Here is an 18,679-nt window from a genome sequence, read left to right on the forward strand (position 1 = left end):
CTGTAGATAACCACCAATTGCAATAATGCTAAATACGCAAACAGCATTCACTTTAATAAATCCTCAAAATGGGAACCTGGCTTTTAAGCTGTTTTTGTTTGATGATGATAGTTGTTTTGATCATATACGACGGCATAATTATTATACTTTAATTTGGGTGACAGAGGGTAATGGAAAATTAAAAACAGAGTTTTCGGAACATGAATTTGGTGCTAATACCATGTTTACCTTTTCTCTATACCAACCATTTATGTTTAGTGCTGATGACGGGATGCGGGGCATGGCGCTGAATTTTCACCCTGACTTTTTTTGTATTTATAAGCATCATAAAGAAGTTGCCTGCAACGGTATTTTGTTCAATAATATTTACGAACCACCCATCATCAACGTGGATGGAAATTCGGCTGTAACCTTTACTATGCTGATGGAACAGTTAAAGACCGAAATGCAAAATCCGGCCCTGGCGCAGTATGAATTATTGGTATCGTACCTGAAGATATTTTTAATAAATGCGGCGCGTTTAAAAGCAGATCAGCACCCTGAATGCCCCAGGGTAAATGAAAAAGAACCTTTCATTTTACAAAATTTAAAAGATGCCATTGAAGAGCATTTTAAACAAAAACATTCAGCAAGCGAATATGCAGATATGCTCAATATTTCGGCAAAGGCACTGGGTAAGCTAACCAAAAGCTATTTTAATAAAACCCTTACTGATTTAATTGCCGAGCGGATTGTGATTGAAGCCAAGCGCGAGTTGTATTTAACCAATAAACCAGTAAAAGAAATAGCCTTTGAGCTAGGTTATGATGATGAATACTATTTTAGCCGTTTCTTTAAAACCAATGCGTCGATATCACCACAATTGTACCGGGATACTATTGGCTTTGGAAAAGCAGAAGAAGCGGTTTAATTAGGCCTTAAGTTTTACCGATTCAAGTTGTAATATCATAATTTAATAATTAGCTTCATCAATTAGTATTGTAACATCTTTTTTTATTATTCTTGCTTTTTAATGCTACACCCGGTATTTGATGAGAAGGCTAACCTTGCTTTTTTTATTATTGAATTTTGCAGCAAATGCGCAGCAAAAAATAAAGTGGCCAGACCATAAAAAAGCAACCATTGTTTTAACTTATGACGATGGGCTTAACTCGCAGCTAAACATAGCCATTCCGCAACTGGACTCGGCCCATTTAACAGCTACCTTTTTTCTTATTGGCGATATTAACAGTCAAACTATTCCTAAATGGCGTGCAGTTGGCAAAAAAGGATACGAGCTAGCAAATCACACCCTTTATCATCCTTGTTCAAGCGTAAATGATAACCCGGTAGCATCAGAAACTTATACTGTTTTTTCTATTGTACGTGAAATAGGATCCATGAATAGCTTATTGTATGCTATTGATGGCAAAACGAGTCGTACTTATGCTTATCCCTGTACCGAAACCAGTGTAGGTGGAAAAGACTATGTTGATTCGCTCCGAAAATCAGGATATATTAAATATGCGCGTATAGGTGGCGATACGGAAGCAGTGGTAACTAATTTCAAAAAGTTGGATCCCTTGCGCGTACCATCCTACGGTTTAAATGGCAATAATACAGGTGCCGAATTAATAGCCTTTGTACAAAAAGTGGAAGCCCGGGGTGGCATGGGGGTTATTATGTTTCACGGTGTAGGCGGTGATTACATTACAACATCTGCCGCAGCACACAGGGAATTACTGGCCTATCTGAAAAAAAATAAAAAAGATATCTGGATAACTACTTTTATGAAGGCGATGGATTATATTACGGAGGCAAATAAATCAGATTAAAATCTCTTTCTTTGATCTAATTCTGCCGTTTATTGTAATATGTTTAGAAAAATAAAGAGCACAATTATAGGAGCCGGTTTGGTTTTAGATTATATCTACGATAACATTCACCGTGTAATTACAGGTTTACCCCGCTTAAAGCGAAGCCAGATCTCCGCCCACTTGTTTCTGGGTAGTCAATACAATTTAGTCGGTTTAAAAAAACTCAAAGTATTAGGTGTAACGGCTATAGTGAATATGCGTATGCATAATACTTATTCTGCAGCTGTTCATGAAGGCATAAAATACCTGCATCTGCCTACTGTTGATAATACCCCACCTCCAATTGAGATACTTACGCAAGGTGCAGATTTTATTGATGCCGAAATAAAAAAGGGAGGCATTGTGTATGTGCATTGCAGGCAAGGACTGGGACGTGGCCCAACCATGGCTATGGCATATTTAATAAAATTAGGAATGACCTATGAAGGAGCTTATAATATGATAAGGCAGGTTAGGATATTTATTAATCCGCGGCCAGGACAGATTAAAAGACTAAAAGAGCTGGAAGTTTACTATGCTAATTTGAAGCAATAGCAAAACAATAAATCCTATTTTTGAAAATCTTTATCATTATTTATGCCTGCTGCCAAATCTCAAACCAATATTGACTGGATCAGTAACCTAAGGATCATTGCTTTATATGCGGTTATTATTTTGCATAGTACATCACCCTTATTGATGGACTATGGCAAAGTGCCCGCAGCAGATTGGTGGGCCGCAGATTTTTTAAATGCGCTGGTACGTTTTGCAGTACCTGTTTTTGTGATGATTACTGGCGCATTATTACTGCATCGGGAATATGAAATTGGCGATTTTCTGAAAAAACGATTAACCAGGGTAGTGATCCCATTTCTGTTCTGGAGTTTGGTTTACATTTGGTATTCCTGGTATATTGAAGAAATTACTTTTGGCCCTAATATCTGGCTGGATGTTAAACAGGTATTGCATCTGCTTAAAAATGGCAGCTCTTACCATTTGTGGTATGTGTATATGCTTATTGGCCTGTATTTCTTTATCCCTGTTATTGGCAAGTTTGTGCGCAATGCTTCCGAAAAAGAGATCCTGTATTTTTTAATTGTATGGTTTGGGGTGATGGCCATTACCCAGCCCTATCTCAACCGTTTTAATCCTGCTGTTGATATGCATTATTTTGCGGGTTATGCAGGTTACCTGGTTCTGGGGCACTATTTAGCTTTTAAGGATTTTAATGTAAAGCATCTGCGTTTATGGATGACGCTGCTTTTTATTTTTAGCGTAGTACTTATTACTGTTGGCTCGTTTCTGATTATTCAGTATCCCAAATATCCGGGCACCATGTTTTACGAACCGGTAAACCCCGCAGTATTAATGCTTTCGGCCAGTATATTTATAGTTGTTAAGTTATCTGTTCCAAAAGTATCGCCACTAATTATTCGTATGCGTGATTTTGCCGGAAAATATAATTATGGCATTTATTTGGGACATGCACTGGTTTTATACTTTCTGGATGATCCTTTTGGGATAAGTTTTAAGCTTTGTACGCCTCTGGTCAGCATTCCTTTAACTGCATTAATTTGTTTCCTGCTATCCTTGCTGCTTATCTGGCTAATTAACAAGTTGCCATTTTTAGGGAAATGGATTTCGGGATAGATTAGCCCCCTCTAAATCTCCCCCGGTTGGGGAGACTTCAGCTTCACCCGCGATTATTTTTTCAAGTCCTCCCAACCGGGGAGGATTATTCATATTGTGTTTTATTTTTTATGGCATTCATGAGGGCTTCGCCGTTTAGGAGGGGCTTAACCATAAAAAAAGCTGATATTCCGTATTTTTTTTAGAGATTTGCTCCCTTGCAAACTGTGCTTATTTTACCCCGATGAAGAAACTGACCGAAAAGAATGCAGCCTCGTACTTAGCTGTAATTATTTTTATAACTTTTATAATTCGCTGTTTTATTGCTGCCTATACTGGTTTGGGTAATGGCGAATCTTATTATTTCAGGGGCGCACTTCACCTTGATCTGAGTTATTTTGATCAGCCGCCTTTGTTTTTCTGGCTTGGGGCTATCAGCATTAAAATTTTCGGTCTTACCAATTTTGGTATCCGTTTCCCTTCGGTATTATTGTTTTCGGGCACCAGTTGGCTGTTATTTATTGTTACCAGGCAATTATTTAACGCCAAAGCCGGTTTCTGGGCCGCAGTGATTATGAACCTGAGCGCAGTATTTACTGTTGCCGTCGCTTGCTGGTATCAACCAGATGCCCCGCTGATGTTTTTCTGGTTGGTAGCTACTTATTTTATTGTTGAACTGATGGTTGGCCCCGGTGCCGAACATTCCGAAAAAACGCGTAACAGTCGCCGCACATGGTTACTTTGGCTGGCAGTTGGTGTAAGTATGGGTTTGGCTACCTTAAGTAAATATCATGTGCTGTTTTTATTTGCCGGTGTGTTTATGTTTATCGCTACCAATAAAAATCAGCGCCATTGGTTGCGCCATCCGGGCCCGTACATTGCTGTTTTGATCACCATTATTATGGCATTGCCTATTTTATGGTGGAATTATAATAATAACTGGGTGTCATTTGTTTTCCAGGGATCAAGGGCTGGAGTAGGAGAAAAATTTCATTTACATTTTGACTGGTTTTTGCGCAGTATTGGCGGCCAGGCAGCTTATTTATTACCTTGGATATGGGTGCCAACTATTAGGCAGCTTTTTATTTCGTACAGAATGCGTAAGCAATTACTGGCTTACAGCTTTATATTCTGGATGTCTATATTACCTATTGTTTTCTTTACGGTGGTTACCTTATGGGCCGATCTGCAATATCATTTTCACTGGCAGGCTCCTGGCTACATGATGTTATTTATAGCCTTAGGTTTTGCAGTTGACAGAAGTTTGAACGGTGGTGAAAAAACGAAAAGACTTACTCGCCGCTGGCTTAATTTTTCAATCATATTTACGCTTTTAACTATAAGCGTGTTAACCTTGCACATGGTTACCGGTTTCTGGACAGTTTACGGACCTAAATGGGTTGTGCATTATTTCCATGGCGATAATTTAGACCCTACCATTCAGGGCGTTGATTATACAGATATCCAAACCCGTTTTGAAAAAGAAGGCTGGCTGAATGATCCGCATATTTTTACAGGCAGTACCCGCTGGTGGCTTACCGGTAAGCTGGACTGGGCATTAAAAGGTAAAAAAGATATTGTAGTATTTAACGCTGATCCGCGTAACCTGGCGTTTTTGGTTGATCCTAAAAAGCTGATCGGTAAAGATGCTATCATTATTGGCGATAAGCACCAGGCTTATGTTGATGCTGATGTTAAGCCATTTTTTGATAGTGTAAAACAGGTATCTGATATTCCTATCATCCGTAATGGCGTGGAGTACACTTTACAGGTTTACTATTGTACCAATTTCCATGTGCCTGCACAGCCACGTATGGATTTACCAGTGTACAAGCAATTGATTGGCTTACCTCCATTTGGGAAGTGATATTGATGTACTGAAATTTTCAATTTAAAAGAATTATACCTATGGAATTAGCACTGATTTTTGTGAATTAGTGCTAATTCCATAATTTTTTGCTATTTTTCGGAGATTGAAGTTTAAACGAATTCCCTAATTAATTGGATACTAAGTACACAAGTTTAGCAGAACGCTTTCTCTGGTTCAGTTTTATTAGAAACGGAATTATTAAACAGCTTTTCGCCAGGAATTCTCGTAGTTCGATGAAATTCGTACTGCTGCTGTCGCTTTGTCTCCCCCGCATACTTTCGGCGCAATCCATCGATATTATACCACTTCCTAATTCATTTAAGCTTGTTGAAGGTGCTTTTCATCTTAACGGTAATACCATTATCGGTATGAACAGCGACCAGTTACTGCCACAAGCCCATTACCTGCAAACAGAATTGCAGAAAGCAGACGGCCTTTTGGTTGCCGTTGATCCCAACGAGGTAAAAGCTTTAATTGATTTGCAGATGGTTAAGGGCGATAGTATTGCTGGCGCTTATAGCTTAAAAATAGAACCACAACACATCACCATTAAAGCGACTGATAATGAGGGCATATTTTATGGTATTGTTTCCCTGCTGCAACTAATAAGACAGCAGCCGCCTGGTAATGACCTGATACTACAAGGCTGCGAAATAGCTGATGCGCCAAGATACCAGTGGCGTGGATTTATGCTGGATGAAGCACGCCATTTTTTTGGAAAAGAGAAAGTTAAACAATTGCTTGATTGGATGGCTTTTTACAAGCTGAACAAATTGCATTGGCATTTAACGGATGCAAGCGGTTGGCGTATTGAAATAAAAAAATACCCTAAACTAACTTCAGTAGGAGCGGTAGGCAACCATACAGATTCGCTTGCTGAAGCTAAGTATTATACGCAGGAAGATATTAAAGAGATTGTGGCTTATGCCCGTGAAAGATTTATAACGGTGATCCCTGAAGTGGATATGCCCGGGCATGCTACTGCGGCTAACAAGGCTTATCCGGAGTTTAGCGGTGGCGTTACACCAAAATATCCCAACTTTACCTTCGATCCGGCGAATGAAAATGTATATCCTTTTTTGGCAGACGTATTGAAAGAAATAAATACCCTGTTCCCAGGAAATATGATCCATTTGGGTGGTGATGAGGTAGCTTACGGTATGCAGGCGTGGGCAGGCAGACCAGCTATTACCGAAATGCTAACCAAAAATAACTTTACCTCACTAGCCGACCTGGAGCATTATTTTTTTAAAAGGCTGGCCGACACGGTTATGAAATTAGACGATAAAGTATTATGCTGGGATGAAGCGACCGAAACTGATTTACCTCCTGGTAAAACTATTGTTTTTTGGTGGCGGCAAAATATACCAGCAAGCCTGCAACTGGCTCTTCAGAAAAAATATCAAGTGGTGCTTTGCCCCCGTTTGCCTTTGTATTTTGATTTTGTGCAGGATAAGGATCACTTGTCTGGCCGTAAATGGAATGGAAGCTTTAATAGTGAAAGCGAAGTTTATAATTTCCCTGATAAGCAAATGCCTGCTGAAGTACTAAAATCAAACCAAATATTAGGCATGCAAGCCAATTTATGGACAGAAACCTTAGGCTCCGATAAACGGTTGGACTTTATGATATATCCCCGGATAGCAGCATTAGCAGAAGCAGCCTGGACAGATTCAGTATCAAAAAACGAAGCATCTTTTAATGAAAGATTAAAAACACATTTCCTGTTGTACGATAAAGCCGGAATCTATTATTATAATCCTTTCAACCCATCATTTCATCCCGAAGCTATTGACTTTGCTCTGCGAATTATTGTGCCGCGTATAAGGGAGAGGCACCATCATGAGCATGGTGGGCATCATCATTCTTCTGAAGGTAGTAGGAAAGAACATCATCATTCAAAGGGTAAGAGGAGGCATAGGGGGGAAGGTCAATAATAAAAAAGCTGTCATGCTGAATTTATTTCAGCACCCCAATTGCTAGGTATTCACCAGGCAGGTCTACACTAAGCAAGTTGTTTGTCCTGTGAGGTGCCGAAACAAGTTCGGATGACCTAATGTTTGTTATATTGTAAATTTACCGCTATGGAAAAGGCGGCGCTTTTCCATCTTTTGCTCTATAAAAACTATCTTTGCAGCATGAGTACTATCCTGATCAAATCTGCTACAGTTGTAAATGAACATAAGCAATTTATTGCTGATGTTTTAGTGAAAAATGGCATTATTGAGCTGATTGACCAGCATATTAATGTGCAGGCGGATCAAGAGATCAATGCCGAAGGTTTATACCTTTTCCCGGGCTGTATTGATGATCAGGTACACTTTCGCGAACCTGGATTAACGCACAAAGCTAATATTTATACAGAATCAAGGGCGGCTGTGGCCGGTGGTATTACTTCTTTTATGGAGATGCCGAACACTGTACCCAACACGCTTACCCAACAATTGCTGGAAGATAAATACCAGATTGCCGCGCAAACATCATTGGCGAATTATTCATTTTTTATGGGTGCCTCTAATGATAATCTGGATGAGGTATTGAAAACTGATATTAAAAATGTTTGTGGCATAAAGGTTTTTATGGGATCATCAACCGGAAATATGCTAGTAGACAATCCTAATACCCTTGAAAATATTTTTGCACATTCACCTATGCTGGTAGCTACGCATTGTGAGGATGAGGCTACAATTAAAAACAACCTGGAGCATTACAAACAATTGTACGGAGAAGATATCCCCGTAACTATGCATCCAATAATCAGGAGCGAAGAAGCTTGCTACCTGTCATCATCTATGGCGGTTGAGCTGGCCAAAAAGCATGGTACGCGCTTACATATTTTGCATATCTCTACTGAAAAAGAAACCCATTTATTTGATAATACCATCGCCCTGAAAGATAAAAAAATCACTGCCGAAGCCTGCGTGCATCACCTTTGGTTTACAGATAAGGATTACGAAACCAAGGGGAACCTGATTAAGTGGAACCCTGCTGTAAAAACAGAACACGATAGGGATGGCATACTCAAAGCAGTATTGGATGGCCGTATTGATGTTATTGCTACCGATCATGCGCCACATACGCTGGAAGAAAAGTCACAATCCTATTTAAAAGCGCCTTCGGGTGGCCCGTTGGTGCAGCATGCTTTGCCTGCTATGCTGGAACTGCATCATCAGAGTAAAATTAGCCTGGAACAGATTGCAGAAAAAATGGCGCATAATGTGGCAACCTGTTTCCAGATTGAAAAACGGGGTTTTATTCGCGAAGGCTACTGGGCCGATTTGGTTTTAGTTGATCTAAAATCGCCATGGAAAGTGAGTACGGAAAATATTTTATATAAATGCAAGTGGAGTCCGTTTGAAGGAACTACTTTCCAGTCAAAAATTGCTTATACCATTGTATCCGGTCGCATTGCCTGGAACAATGGAAACTTAATTGAAGGTAATACCGGAAGAAGGTTGTCCTTTAATAGGTAAATTGCAATCTTTCAAAAATGAAAACCTGCAATTAATGTATTGCATTCCATTTTAAAAAGCTCTTTCTTTGTTGCTATGAGTCAATCGCTTAACCAGGTCAGAGCTGCTTTTACTTTATCCAGGTATAGCTTGCTGGCAATGTTCAGGAGCCCGACTTCGATAGTGTTTTCACTGTTGTTTCCCATTATTTTCATCACAGTTTTTGGATCCATTAATCCTGGCAAGCCGTTGGTGATGAAGCTTGCCTTAGTTGAGGGTAGCGATACTTCCAACGTTGTACTGAAGGCTATAAAGGCAATTTCCAATATAAGTGTTGTTACGGGGCTTTCAACCGCTCAGTTGAAAGAAGATTTAGATAAAGGAAGGATCACTGCACTGCTGAATATCACCGCTGATGAAAAACCAGAGTTAATACGGCATTATACCGTTCACTTGCAGGCAGCAGGAGCTTCTGGCGAAAGCGTGGGCATGCTGGAAACTGAAATTAATGCTGCTATAGGCGATCTCAATCAAAAAGCTTTTCCGTCCAATCTTTCGGTAGCATCTGTTGAGGTAATTAAAACAAAAGGAAGGGTTTATAAATCAATTGATTTTATTTTACCGGGTCAGTTAGGTTTTTCACTGCTTATGGCTGGTGTGTATGGATCTTCGTTTCTGTTGTTTAGCCTGCGTAAAAATTTGGTACTTAAACGCCTAAGGGTTGCTCCCGTAAAACGACGTACCATTATAGCCGGCGAAATGCTTAGCCATTTATTTTTTCACGTCGTCAGTTTTATTATTATGGTGATGCTAGGCTTTTTCGTTTTTGACTTTACCCTGGTAAACGGCTTTGCAACATTGGTAGAAATGCTTTTCTTTTCTCTTTTCGGCCTATTTATATTTATGGGGATAGGATTCATCATCAGTGGTGTGGTACAGAATGAAAATTCTATAGCCCCAATAGCCAATACCATTGTTTTACCACAGATTTTGCTGTGTGGTTTGTTTTTCCCGATAGAAAACTATCCGCACTGGCTGCAGCAGTTCTGTGATATATTACCGCTTACGTTATTTGTGGATGGGCTTCGCAAAATTGCTTTTGAAGGCACCCATTTGGTTCAATTACCCTTAACTATTGGCGGTTTAATTGTTTGGACGTTTGTTATTGGTTCAATATCTGTAAAGTCATTCAAGTGGGAATAATACTGCTCTTATTCTTTTATATCGTACATCTTTTTCATGCCATCCCCCATCATTTTAATGGCTTGTTTTTTAGTGAAAATATGCTGCATTAAAAAGCAAACGAACTTATTGCCGGTACCGCTTATGAAGGATGGCGTAGAGCCAATTCTCTTTAAGCATTCTTCAATTACTTGCTCTGGTAATTGGGGTTTTGGTTCTAATGGGCTAGCCTTACGGGGTTTGGTGTTGATGTAATTTGGCGTAGCCGTTGCCCCGGCACAGCAGGCAATAACATCCACTCCATGTTGCCGCCATTCATACCACAGGCCTTCTGCCAATACCCTGTTAAATGCTTTGGTAGCAGCGTAGGTTGATAAAAATCCCGATCCCTGGAAACCTGCTATAGATGACATGATTACTACCCCGCCTTTTCGCCTTTCTACCATTTTGCCACCGAAGTAGTGTACCAGTGAAAGCTGTGTCAGCATATTTATTGATGCAATATTTCTATGGGTTGATATATCGGTTGCGATATAAGGGCCTATGTAGGACAAGGCTGCATTATATACTAAAAAGTCTATCTCTGTTTCGCCTATATTTTGTATAATTTTTTGCGTTGCATTAGGCTCGGCCAGATCACAAATTATAGTCAATACTTTTACCTGATATTGTTCTATGATTTGTTGGGCGGTTGCTTCCAGTTGTTCTTTACGGCGGGCAATGAGTAGCAGATCAAGGCCACGCGCTGCAAGTGCATAGGCATAGGCCGCACCCATTCCTTCAGATGCTCCTGCTATCAGTGCTGTATTACCGTATTTTTCTTTGAACGTCATTTTTATTTTGGCTGATTTGCTGAAAACGGATAAACAGAGCGCCACATCCTGTACATTACTATAAGCGGAAAAATAACCCAGGCTGCGTTTGATAAAAATACCCTTGGCAATTGTGGTGAAACATGTTCGCCAATTACTTCTTCAAACAGAATAATGGTTACATTGGTAAGCATTACAGATGCCCAAACAATACTGACAAAACGGATCCAGTTTTTGCCTTTTGCGTATGCATAAATAGCAATGGCATAAAAAGGGCCAAAGAAAATAGAATCTATCCATATAGTTGCCCGCCACCAGGCCGGCCTTGCCATTAAAACCGGGTCGAAATTGCGGCCATACCAATGTACCAGGTCAACCATTTTTGCCGGGGGCCAAATGGGGTATTGAAAATGATCGGGATTGGCAATTACCAATTGTTCCACATCAACTATGTAGGTAATGAAAAACAGGTTGATACAAAAAAATACAATCAGAGCAATATCTATCGGTCGTTTGGATAATGGAAGAGGCTGCATAATTAATATTTAATAAAATTGAAGATAGCAAAAAATTAAATTCATACCCGTTACAAGATTTATGTAATTCGTTATAAATCTTTATATTGTGTTTGCAATGGTTATTCAATATTGGGGACTTGAATCATGAAAAAGATCCTTTTTTTTGTGGCGATATTAGCAGTAACAAGTGCTGTAGCTCAAACAGCTAAAGACGGGAAAGCTGATTCCATAATGCATATCTGGCAAACGCAGGAGAAAGATGGGAAGATGCAGATATTGAAAAATGAGAGCGGCTATTATGGCAAAATGTTATATGGTAAGGATCTGTTGGAGGCTGACGGCAAAACCTATAAAAAAGATGTAAATAATCCTGACCCGGCATTACGCACACGACTACTCAAGGATTATACCCTTGTTTCGGGATTAGTTTTTAAAGATGGTAAATGGATAGACGGGAAAATTTATGATTATGCCAATGGTAATAGCTATGATGTTAATCTGGAGATAAAAGATGGCATATTATACATGCGCGCATTTAAAGGTGTCCTCATGTTTGGAAAAACCATTAAATGGACATTGGTTGAATAAACGCTTTTAACTTAACTTTATCAGGCAGCTTTATTTTCTTTGTATTCCTTTTGTAGCACCCGGGCAGTTTGTGTACTGCCATCATGACTCCATCCTGGAGGATTCAAGAAATATTGAATCTTATTTTTAAAGGTTGGGGCTTTCTTTACATCGTGCAATAAAGCTTTCCACTCATGGAAAAGAATATTTACTGGTCCCACATTATCTGGCTGTTTGGTTAAACCAAATTTCACTGGTTCGGGTAAGTCCTCATCCCTGAAAGTACCGAATATTCTGTCCCAAATGATCAAAACCATCCCCATGTTTTTATCCAGATAAGGGATATTTGATGCATGATGTACGCGGTGATGTGCAGGTGTCACAAAAATCCATCCGTACCATTTTGGTAATGGTATTTTATATTGGGTATGTACCATGTTACCGTACAGCTGCGTAATTAAGTAAGCGTATAAAATATCAACTGCATTAAAGCCCATTAAGGCGAGGGGTAAATAAAAGAATACCCTGTACAAAGGTTCAAACACGGTTGAACGAAAGCCGGTAGTGAAATTAAAATGTTCTGATGAATGGTGGGTTACGTGTATGGCCCAGAATAAACGGCAGTAATGACCTGTATAATGTAGTGCCCAGTATAAAAAGTCCTGTGTCACAACCAAAATAAACCAATAAGCTATCGCATTATTTATGGTGAACAACCTGTATTGGTAGGTGAAACTAAGTATAAAGAATGTACTGCTATTAACCACTAAGTTGAGTATAAAAGCAAGCGAGGTTAGGTAAATATTGGTCAGTGTATCGCGCTTTTCATAATATTTACGATTTTCGCGATAGCTAAACCACATTTCACAAACAGTGAGCACTATAAGTAAAGTGATTAATATTACTGCTGTTTGTTGTCTGTGATCTAAATGGGGCATATTATAAAGAGGCGTAATAGTCTAAACTTTCACAAAGTTCGTTGTTTGTAAAAAAATTATCAAGCTTGTATTGTCCTATTGAAGTCAATAATGTACAGTTGATTTTGCCATTGATATTCTTTTTATCCTTCAGCATAATAGCTAAAAGTTCCGGATAGTCTTCCTTTTTTAAAGTGTACTTTGGATATAAATTGCCAAATACTTTTACAATTTCATCCAGCTCGTTATTGCTAAGACCTGCTGATTTGTTAGATAGATAAGATTCACAGATCATACCGATGGCAATGGCTTCTCCATGTGTTAGTGGTTTCTTATCCTTCATCAGCGAGTTGGTTTCCACCGCATGGCCAATGGTGTGACCAAAATTCAATGATTTGCGGACACCTTTCTCAGTAGGATCTTCAATTACAACTTCATTTTTAATCTCAACAGACCGGTAAATCAATTGAGCGTCTGGAATACTAAGGTCGCTGTTTTTGAGCGCATTCCAATAAGCGGCATCTATAATTAAGCCATGTTTCAGCATTTCGGCAGTGCCCGAAAGGATTTCCCTTTTCGAAAGTGTCTTTAAAAAATCAACAGCAATAAAAACAGCTTTTGGTTGTGTAAAGGTACCTACAATGTTTTTTACACTATCCAGATCAATGCCTGTTTTTCCACCTACTGATGCATCAACTTGTGAAAGCAAGGTGGTAGGCACATGTACAAAATCAATTCCTCGTTTATAGGTCGATGCTGCAAAGCCCCCCATATCGGTAATAACACCTCCACCCAGGTTAATGAGTAAGCTTTTACGGTCGGCTTCAAAATCTATCAGGAGTTTCCATACGCCAATGCAAAAATCAATATTCTTATTTTCCTCACCAGCGGGTATTTCAAGAAGATCGAAGTTGTCCATCCCCTCAAAATGGGGTTTTACTAAGTGAAGGCAATGTTCAGCAGTATTCTCATCTGTTAAAATAAAAATCCTGGAATAGTTCCCATCTTTTACAAATTTCAGCAGTTCCTGAATACTGTTTTCAAAAAATATCGGGTAATTGTCGCTTTGAATAGTTTCCATAATCAGATAATCCTGATAGTTTCACCCCTGAATTCCACAACGTCGCCTTTTTGAACTTTAAGTCGTTTGCGGTAATCAACTTGGCCATTATATTTCACTTCTCCCTCTGTTACAACAATTTGCGCTTCGCCACCGGTTTGCACCAGGTTAGCTGCCTTTAACAATTGTATCATCGGAATATAATCACTGGTAACTTTAAATTCTATCATTGGAATGCAAAAATAAACTATTCACGGAATAATGAGATATGTTGCTTTGCATTTTATAATTTTGCACCCTCATTATACGTTTATGCTCCGCGCTTTTGATAAATCAGTTGCGAGAGCGATGGGCGATGAACGATGAAATATGAACCAGAATAATAACTTATCTTTTGAAAATACAGAGATCGCCTTCAGGCACTCTTCCAATCTTGATCTTAAACGTGCTTATTGGCTATTCAGGGTAATTAATGTGAATTTCCTTGTTAAGATAGGTCCTCCTATAACCAATTTCGCTATAAAAATAGGTCTGCCAATTAAAGGGCTTATTAAAGCAACTATATTCAAACATTTTTGCGGAGGCGAAACCATCCGCGAATGCGAGAAAACTATAAAAAGCCTACATGAAGGCAATGTGGGTACTATATTGGATTATTCGATAGAAGGGGAGGATGATGAGCAGGTTTTTGATAATACCTGCGAAGAAATTATACGCACTATAAGGCGTGCAGCAAAAGATAAAGCCATACCTATCACCGTATTTAAGGTAACTGGTGTGGGCAGGTTTTCATTGTTGGAGAAGTTGGATGCAGGCACTGCTTTAACTGATGCCGAACAGTTGGAATGGGGAAAAGTACAGAAAAGGGTATTTGAAATTTGCAACAAGGCATTTTCAACAGGAGTACCGGTAATGATTGACGCCGAAGAAACCTGGATACAGGATACTATTGATCTGTTGGCCTTAGATATGATGCGCCGCTTTAATAAAGAAAAGGCAATAGTTTATAATACCTATCAATTATACCGTCATGATAAACTGCAATCTCTAAAAGCAGATCATAAGGTTGCTGCCGATGAGGGATTTATTTTAGGCGCAAAATTAGTTCGCGGTGCTTATATGGAGAAAGAGCGTAAAAGGGCAGAAGAAATGGGATATCCATCTCCAATTCAGCCGGATAAGCAATCGGCAGATAAGGATTATGATGCTGCACTTAATTATTGTACTGATTATATTGCTCAAATAGCATTTGTGGCCGGTACACATAATGAAGAAAGCTGCCGCCTGCTTGCCGATTTATTGAATAAAAAAGAAATTGATCATAAAAACCCTCATGTATATTTTTCTCAATTATTGGGCATGAGTGATAATTTGAGCTTTAACCTGGCCAATGCCCAATATAATGTTGCCAAATACGTGCCTTATGGCCCTATAAAAGCAGTATTACCTTATTTATTCCGTAGAGCACAGGAAAATACTGCTATAGCCGGTCAAATGAGTCGAGAATTAAGCCTGATAGTTAAAGAAGTAAAAAGAAGAAGGTTGATTAAATAATAAGTACGTTCTGTATTTAACTATTGAAGTTGAATAATTTTTGGATGCTATCCGGAGCGGTCATTAAGTAGGTTTGTATGCCAAGTTTTTGAGCTCCTGCAATATGTTGCGGGCTATCATCAATAAATAAGGTTTCAGCCGGATTAAGCTGGTTTTCATTTAAAACCTGCTCGAAGATTTTAGTTTCGGGTTTCCGCTTACCCATTAAGTGGGAGTAATATACCTTTTCAAAAAGATGGTTATTCCCCTCAAAGCCAAAATCTGTTTTAAGGTAATTGATAATGTAATCGTAATGGATTTCATTAATATTACTTAGTAAAAAGGTGCGGTATTGGGTTTTTAGACTAATTAATAAATCATGGTTGCCGGCAGGTATGCCAAGTAGGAGACTGTTCCATGCATGATCGATTTGTTGATTGGTCAAATCTTTTTTATTGGTTATTGTTCTAATGCCTTTCCTAAATTCTTCAGCCGTTATATCCCCTCTTTCGAATGCTGTAAATATAGGATCTTGTATTTTATGTGAATAAAACTCACTGGCATTGTCAATGCCCAATTCTTTCCAGGCTTGCTGGCTTTTTACAAAATCGAGTTGGAAAATAACGTTTCCGTAGTCAAATATGATGTTTTTAATGTTTTCCATAAGGTAAAGCTATTTTAATTAAGGTGTATCTGAATAAATACGTCAGAATGTTTTAACTCAAATGCGCCAATTTATTTAGTTGAATATATGATTAGTGCGAAAATGCAAATAAGAAATCTTAATTAAAATTATAATTGGCGCAAACATCTACGCCTGTAAATTGTCTCATATCCTTAGTAAATTAATTTTAGCTATAATTTAGATAGCAGTTATTATTGTTGTGAAAGATCTTAAGGAAAGAATAAAAAAATAATTGTATTTAAAATTGCGCTCAGTATTTCAAATAAAGGGTCAATAAGAAAGCTTAAATTATATTTATACTCGTTAACACATAGTAGTTTTGACGGTGCTGAAACTAAAAGCCTAGCGTTTTATAACTAAAAAGGATTAATTTAGCGGCATTTGAGAGTTACATTAATTACCGAATTTGTAACTATCTAATAAGTGAGCAAACAAAATATGTTGATAGATAAAATTCGATCCCAACAGTTAGCAAAAAAGAAACCTTTTATTCTCGTAATTGGAGATTTGATGATTGATCATTATATATGGGGAAGTGCAAGCAGGTTATCTCCTGAAGCTCCTGTTCCTATTGTAAATGTTAAAAACGAATCAACTACACTGGGAGGTGCTGGTAATGTTGTTCAGAACCTTGTTAGCCTTGGTGCCAAAGTTGCGGTTGCCGGAGTAATTGGGAATGATGCATCAGGAAATCAATTAATTGAAATATTGGAAAGTGAAGGTGTTGAAACCAGCGTTATTATTAAAGATAGCAGCAGGCCCACCACTGTTAAAAGCAGGGTTTTAGTGGGAAGCCATCAATTAGTAAGGATAGACCGAGAAATATCAGAACCAATTTCAATTGAGTTGGAGAATGAATTGGCTGATAAACTGGTAGCTCATATTGAAAGTGCTGATATCATTATTTTGTCGGATTATAATAAAGGGCTATTTACCCCCGGCTTTACCCAACGTGTTATAAGTTTAGCTGTTCGCTGCCATAAAAAGGTGATCATCGATCCAAAGGGCTTAGACTATGGAAAATACAAGGGTGCTTATCTCATCAAACCCAATCGTAAGGAACTGGCAGAAGCAGCTAAAACAGAAAGGATAAAAAACTTTGCAGATATACAAAGTGCCGCCCAGATAATATTTTCACAAACAAACACCGATTATCTTGTTGTTACCTTATCAGAAGAAGGTCTGGCCATTATCAGTCAGCAGGCAAATAAATTACTTCCTGTAAAAGCTACCGAGGTTTTTGACGTAACAGGTGCAGGTGATACCGTAATAGCAACTATTACCTATTTCATTGCATCAGGTTTTTCAGTTGAAGAATCTTGCGAGTTGGCCAACCATGCAGCCGCTATTGTAATAAGACATGTTGGAAGTGCAACCACAACAATTGAACAAATTATAGAAGATATAGAGAACAATAATTCAAATAAGCTATTACATAACTCACTGTGAAAAAAATATTACCTTTTTTGGTTTTAAGTATATTAATAATTGGATCATTTAGATGGCATACAATAATCTAAAGCAGTTTGGATATCTTCTATATCAATGCATTAGTGATTTGCAAATACAAAGAACCTTATTGAACCGTTAGCATTCGTTGAATTTATTAACTTTGAACACTAATATTAGTGTCATTTTTTCCATAACATAGCTTTCTGCGTTATGGGGTTATTAAAAACTACTTTTTAAGTTTGAAAAATTTGATTGATAAATGGGGATGCAATATTAATAGAACTAAAATGAAATGAATGTTAACTTAACTCTGTATATAGTATAGGAGTTAATAATATTCAATGATGAATTAAAAATATCTATGAAGCAAATAAAACAATTACTCTACCTAACGTTATTAACAATTCTTACCTTAGGGAGTATTACGGTACATGCTCAAACGGGTAGTGCCGGTTTACAGAGTATCCCACAGAATTTATCGAATGTAAATGTGAATGATTTGACGGATGCTCAGATCCGTCAGATGCTACAGCAGGCATCGAGTTCAGGCATCAGCGATAACCAGTTATTGCAACAGGCAGCCAACCGGGGATTGCCGGATGACCAGATACAGTTATTGCAGAAGCGGATTGCAGATGTGAGAAGCAAAGATGGTACGACGAGCGGCTCAACGGGAGTAGATACCAGTTTCCGAACGTCACGCCGCTTAAACTATGTAGCAGACAGTGATTCGGTAAGTAAAGAGAACCCAGAGCGTTATAAATCAAATAAGCCAAAGATCTTTGGAGCGGATCTGTTCAGCAACAAGAACCTGAAGTTTGAACCGAACCTGAAAATAGCCACGCCGATCAACTATATTTTGGGTCCGGATGACCAGGTTTATATCAATGTATACGGTAAATCGGTAGCGAACTGGAAACTGGAGGTATCACCTGATGGGAATATTAATATACCCGGAGTAGGGATAGTCCACGTAGCGGGTAAAACGATAGAACAGGCGGGTTTAACGATCAAGAGCAAACTTTCAACTAATAATTATGCGATAGGCCGAGGAACCTCAGTAGAGATCAGCCTGGGTAATATCCGAAGCATCAAGGTAATCATAGCCGGTCAGGTTACGCGTCCTGGGAGTTATACCTTGCCATCGCTGGCAACGGTATTCAATGC

At 38.7% G+C, this 18,679-nt stretch carries 19 protein-coding genes; 12 read left to right on the forward strand and 7 right to left on the reverse strand.

The genetic code is table 11. The annotated features are described in order from the left end of the window. Nucleotides 1-25: 25 nt before the first annotated feature. The 7 genes from JN11_RS23385 (at nucleotide 26) to JN11_RS23415 (ending at nucleotide 8,807) form a co-directional block, all read left to right on the forward strand. Nucleotides 26-910 (forward strand): helix-turn-helix domain-containing protein, encoded by an 885-nt coding sequence (locus JN11_RS23385; protein WP_144916628.1) that lies wholly within the window; start codon nucleotides 26-28, stop codon nucleotides 908-910. A 121-nt stretch (nucleotides 911-1,031) separates the two neighbouring features. Beyond that, the gene (locus JN11_RS23390; protein WP_144916630.1) at nucleotides 1,032-1,814 is read left to right on the forward strand and encodes a polysaccharide deacetylase family protein; all 783 of its coding nucleotides are present in this window, start codon (nucleotides 1,032-1,034) and stop codon (nucleotides 1,812-1,814) included. 39 nt (nucleotides 1,815-1,853) lie between these two features. Further along, nucleotides 1,854-2,390: a dual specificity protein phosphatase family protein gene (locus tag JN11_RS23395; RefSeq protein WP_144916631.1), complete on the forward strand. Its 537-nt coding sequence runs from the start codon at nucleotides 1,854-1,856 to the stop codon at nucleotides 2,388-2,390. Between the two features lie 42 nt (nucleotides 2,391-2,432). Then, complete coding sequence (locus tag JN11_RS23400) at nucleotides 2,433-3,485, forward strand: acyltransferase (protein WP_144916633.1); 1,053 nt, start codon at nucleotides 2,433-2,435, stop codon at nucleotides 3,483-3,485. Between the two features lie 223 nt (nucleotides 3,486-3,708). Then, nucleotides 3,709-5,331: an ArnT family glycosyltransferase gene (locus tag JN11_RS23405; protein ID WP_144916634.1), complete on the forward strand. Its 1,623-nt coding sequence runs from the start codon at nucleotides 3,709-3,711 to the stop codon at nucleotides 5,329-5,331. Between the two features lie 236 nt (nucleotides 5,332-5,567). Then, nucleotides 5,568-7,271, forward strand: a complete 1,704-nt coding sequence (locus tag JN11_RS23410) for a beta-N-acetylhexosaminidase (RefSeq protein WP_144916636.1) — start codon at nucleotides 5,568-5,570, stop codon at nucleotides 7,269-7,271. A 201-nt stretch (nucleotides 7,272-7,472) separates the two neighbouring features. Continuing rightward, on the forward strand, nucleotides 7,473-8,807 hold the full coding sequence (locus JN11_RS23415) for a dihydroorotase (RefSeq protein ID WP_144916637.1): 1,335 nt from the start codon (nucleotides 7,473-7,475) through the stop codon (nucleotides 8,805-8,807). Nucleotides 8,808-8,887: 80 nt separating this feature from the next. On the opposite strand, the gene JN11_RS24900 is transcribed toward JN11_RS23415, so the two are convergent. Next, nucleotides 8,888-9,019 carry a hypothetical protein gene (locus tag JN11_RS24900; RefSeq protein WP_262713308.1) on the reverse strand — a complete coding sequence of 44 codons (132 nt, stop codon included), beginning with the start codon at nucleotides 9,017-9,019 and terminating at the stop codon, nucleotides 8,888-8,890. On the opposite strand from JN11_RS24900, the gene JN11_RS23420 reads away from it, so the two are divergent. Then, nucleotides 8,970-9,989 (forward strand): ABC transporter permease, encoded by a 1,020-nt coding sequence (locus tag JN11_RS23420; RefSeq protein ID WP_246139086.1) that lies wholly within the window; start codon nucleotides 8,970-8,972, stop codon nucleotides 9,987-9,989. The two genes, JN11_RS24900 and JN11_RS23420, sit on opposite strands and share 50 nt — an antisense overlap. An 8-nt stretch (nucleotides 9,990-9,997) precedes the next feature. Here the strand turns inward: JN11_RS23420 and JN11_RS23425 are convergent, their stop codons facing one another. Continuing rightward, nucleotides 9,998-10,801: an SDR family NAD(P)-dependent oxidoreductase gene (locus JN11_RS23425; protein WP_144916641.1), complete on the reverse strand. Its 804-nt coding sequence runs from the start codon at nucleotides 10,799-10,801 to the stop codon at nucleotides 9,998-10,000. 2 nt (nucleotides 10,802-10,803) lie between these two features. After that, nucleotides 10,804-11,316 carry an EXPERA domain-containing protein gene (locus JN11_RS23430; RefSeq protein WP_144916642.1) on the reverse strand — a complete coding sequence of 171 codons (513 nt, stop codon included), beginning with the start codon at nucleotides 11,314-11,316 and terminating at the stop codon, nucleotides 10,804-10,806. Between the two features lie 126 nt (nucleotides 11,317-11,442). On the opposite strand from JN11_RS23430, the gene JN11_RS23435 reads away from it, so the two are divergent. Continuing rightward, on the forward strand, nucleotides 11,443-11,886 hold the full coding sequence (locus JN11_RS23435; RefSeq protein WP_144916644.1) for a DUF2147 domain-containing protein: 444 nt from the start codon (nucleotides 11,443-11,445) through the stop codon (nucleotides 11,884-11,886). 20 nt (nucleotides 11,887-11,906) lie between these two features. On the opposite strand, the gene JN11_RS23440 is transcribed toward JN11_RS23435, so the two are convergent. From JN11_RS23440 to JN11_RS23450, 3 genes are read right to left on the reverse strand one after another with little or no spacing between them, the layout of a single operon-like run. After that, nucleotides 11,907-12,803, reverse strand: coding sequence for a sterol desaturase family protein (locus JN11_RS23440; RefSeq protein ID WP_144916645.1), 897 nt, complete (start codon nucleotides 12,801-12,803; stop codon nucleotides 11,907-11,909). Between the two features lies 1 nt (nucleotide 12,804). After that, nucleotides 12,805-13,863, reverse strand: coding sequence for a 3-dehydroquinate synthase (aroB, locus tag JN11_RS23445; RefSeq protein ID WP_144916647.1), 1,059 nt, complete (start codon nucleotides 13,861-13,863; stop codon nucleotides 12,805-12,807). Between the two features lie 2 nt (nucleotides 13,864-13,865). Next, entirely contained in the window at nucleotides 13,866-14,072 is a 207-nt protein-coding gene (locus tag JN11_RS23450) for an RNA-binding S4 domain-containing protein (RefSeq protein WP_144916648.1), read from the reverse strand. 139 nt (nucleotides 14,073-14,211) lie between these two features. On the opposite strand from JN11_RS23450, the gene JN11_RS23455 reads away from it, so the two are divergent. After that, nucleotides 14,212-15,396 (forward strand): proline dehydrogenase family protein, encoded by a 1,185-nt coding sequence (locus JN11_RS23455; RefSeq protein WP_144916650.1) that lies wholly within the window; start codon nucleotides 14,212-14,214, stop codon nucleotides 15,394-15,396. Nucleotides 15,397-15,412: 16 nt separating this feature from the next. Here the strand turns inward: JN11_RS23455 and JN11_RS23460 are convergent, their stop codons facing one another. Beyond that, nucleotides 15,413-16,039 (reverse strand): HAD family hydrolase, encoded by a 627-nt coding sequence (locus JN11_RS23460; RefSeq protein WP_144916652.1) that lies wholly within the window; start codon nucleotides 16,037-16,039, stop codon nucleotides 15,413-15,415. A 459-nt stretch (nucleotides 16,040-16,498) separates the two neighbouring features. On the opposite strand from JN11_RS23460, the gene rfaE1 reads away from it, so the two are divergent. Both rfaE1 and JN11_RS23470 read left to right on the forward strand, forming a co-directional pair. Further along, nucleotides 16,499-17,509, forward strand: a complete 1,011-nt coding sequence (rfaE1, locus tag JN11_RS23465) for a D-glycero-beta-D-manno-heptose-7-phosphate kinase (protein ID WP_262713307.1) — start codon at nucleotides 16,499-16,501, stop codon at nucleotides 17,507-17,509. Between the two features lie 364 nt (nucleotides 17,510-17,873). Continuing rightward, nucleotides 17,874-18,679 (forward strand): polysaccharide biosynthesis/export family protein (locus JN11_RS23470; protein WP_211360895.1); only part of this gene is annotated, 806 nt, incomplete at its 3' end.

Source organism: Mucilaginibacter frigoritolerans, from assembly GCF_007830615.1.
GTDB classification, from domain to species: domain Bacteria; phylum Bacteroidota; class Bacteroidia; order Sphingobacteriales; family Sphingobacteriaceae; genus Mucilaginibacter; species Mucilaginibacter frigoritolerans.

Excerpts from the sequence above, each read along its gene's own strand:
- JN11_RS23460 (WP_144916652.1), bottom strand. The coding sequence starts at position 16,039 with ATGGAAAACATTAAAAACATCATATTTGACTACGGAAACGTTATTTTC.
- JN11_RS23425 (WP_144916641.1), bottom strand. The coding sequence starts at position 10,801 with ATGACGTTCAAAGAAAAATACGGTAATACAGCACTGATAGCAGGAGCA.
- aroB (WP_144916647.1), bottom strand. The coding sequence starts at position 13,863 with ATGGAAACTATTCAAAGCGACAATTACCCGATATTTTTTGAAAACAGT.
- JN11_RS23415 (WP_144916637.1), top strand. The coding sequence starts at position 7,473 with ATGAGTACTATCCTGATCAAATCTGCTACAGTTGTAAATGAACATAAG.
- JN11_RS23410 (WP_144916636.1), top strand. The coding sequence starts at position 5,568 with ATGAAATTCGTACTGCTGCTGTCGCTTTGTCTCCCCCGCATACTTTCG.
- JN11_RS23435 (WP_144916644.1), top strand. The coding sequence starts at position 11,443 with ATGAAAAAGATCCTTTTTTTTGTGGCGATATTAGCAGTAACAAGTGCT.
- JN11_RS23450 (WP_144916648.1), bottom strand. The coding sequence starts at position 14,072 with ATGATAGAATTTAAAGTTACCAGTGATTATATTCCGATGATACAATTG.
- JN11_RS23385 (WP_144916628.1), top strand. The coding sequence starts at position 26 with ATGCTAAATACGCAAACAGCATTCACTTTAATAAATCCTCAAAATGGG.
- JN11_RS23455 (WP_144916650.1), top strand. The coding sequence starts at position 14,212 with ATGAACCAGAATAATAACTTATCTTTTGAAAATACAGAGATCGCCTTC.
- JN11_RS23440 (WP_144916645.1), bottom strand. The coding sequence starts at position 12,803 with ATGCCCCATTTAGATCACAGACAACAAACAGCAGTAATATTAATCACT.
- rfaE1 (WP_262713307.1), top strand. The coding sequence starts at position 16,499 with ATGTTGATAGATAAAATTCGATCCCAACAGTTAGCAAAAAAGAAACCT.
- JN11_RS23400 (WP_144916633.1), top strand. The coding sequence starts at position 2,433 with ATGCCTGCTGCCAAATCTCAAACCAATATTGACTGGATCAGTAACCTA.
- JN11_RS24900 (WP_262713308.1), bottom strand. The coding sequence starts at position 9,019 with ATGGATCCAAAAACTGTGATGAAAATAATGGGAAACAACAGTGAAAAC.
- JN11_RS23430 (WP_144916642.1), bottom strand. The coding sequence starts at position 11,316 with ATGCAGCCTCTTCCATTATCCAAACGACCGATAGATATTGCTCTGATT.
- JN11_RS23405 (WP_144916634.1), top strand. The coding sequence starts at position 3,709 with ATGAAGAAACTGACCGAAAAGAATGCAGCCTCGTACTTAGCTGTAATT.
- JN11_RS23395 (WP_144916631.1), top strand. The coding sequence starts at position 1,854 with ATGTTTAGAAAAATAAAGAGCACAATTATAGGAGCCGGTTTGGTTTTA.
- JN11_RS23390 (WP_144916630.1), top strand. The coding sequence starts at position 1,032 with ATGAGAAGGCTAACCTTGCTTTTTTTATTATTGAATTTTGCAGCAAAT.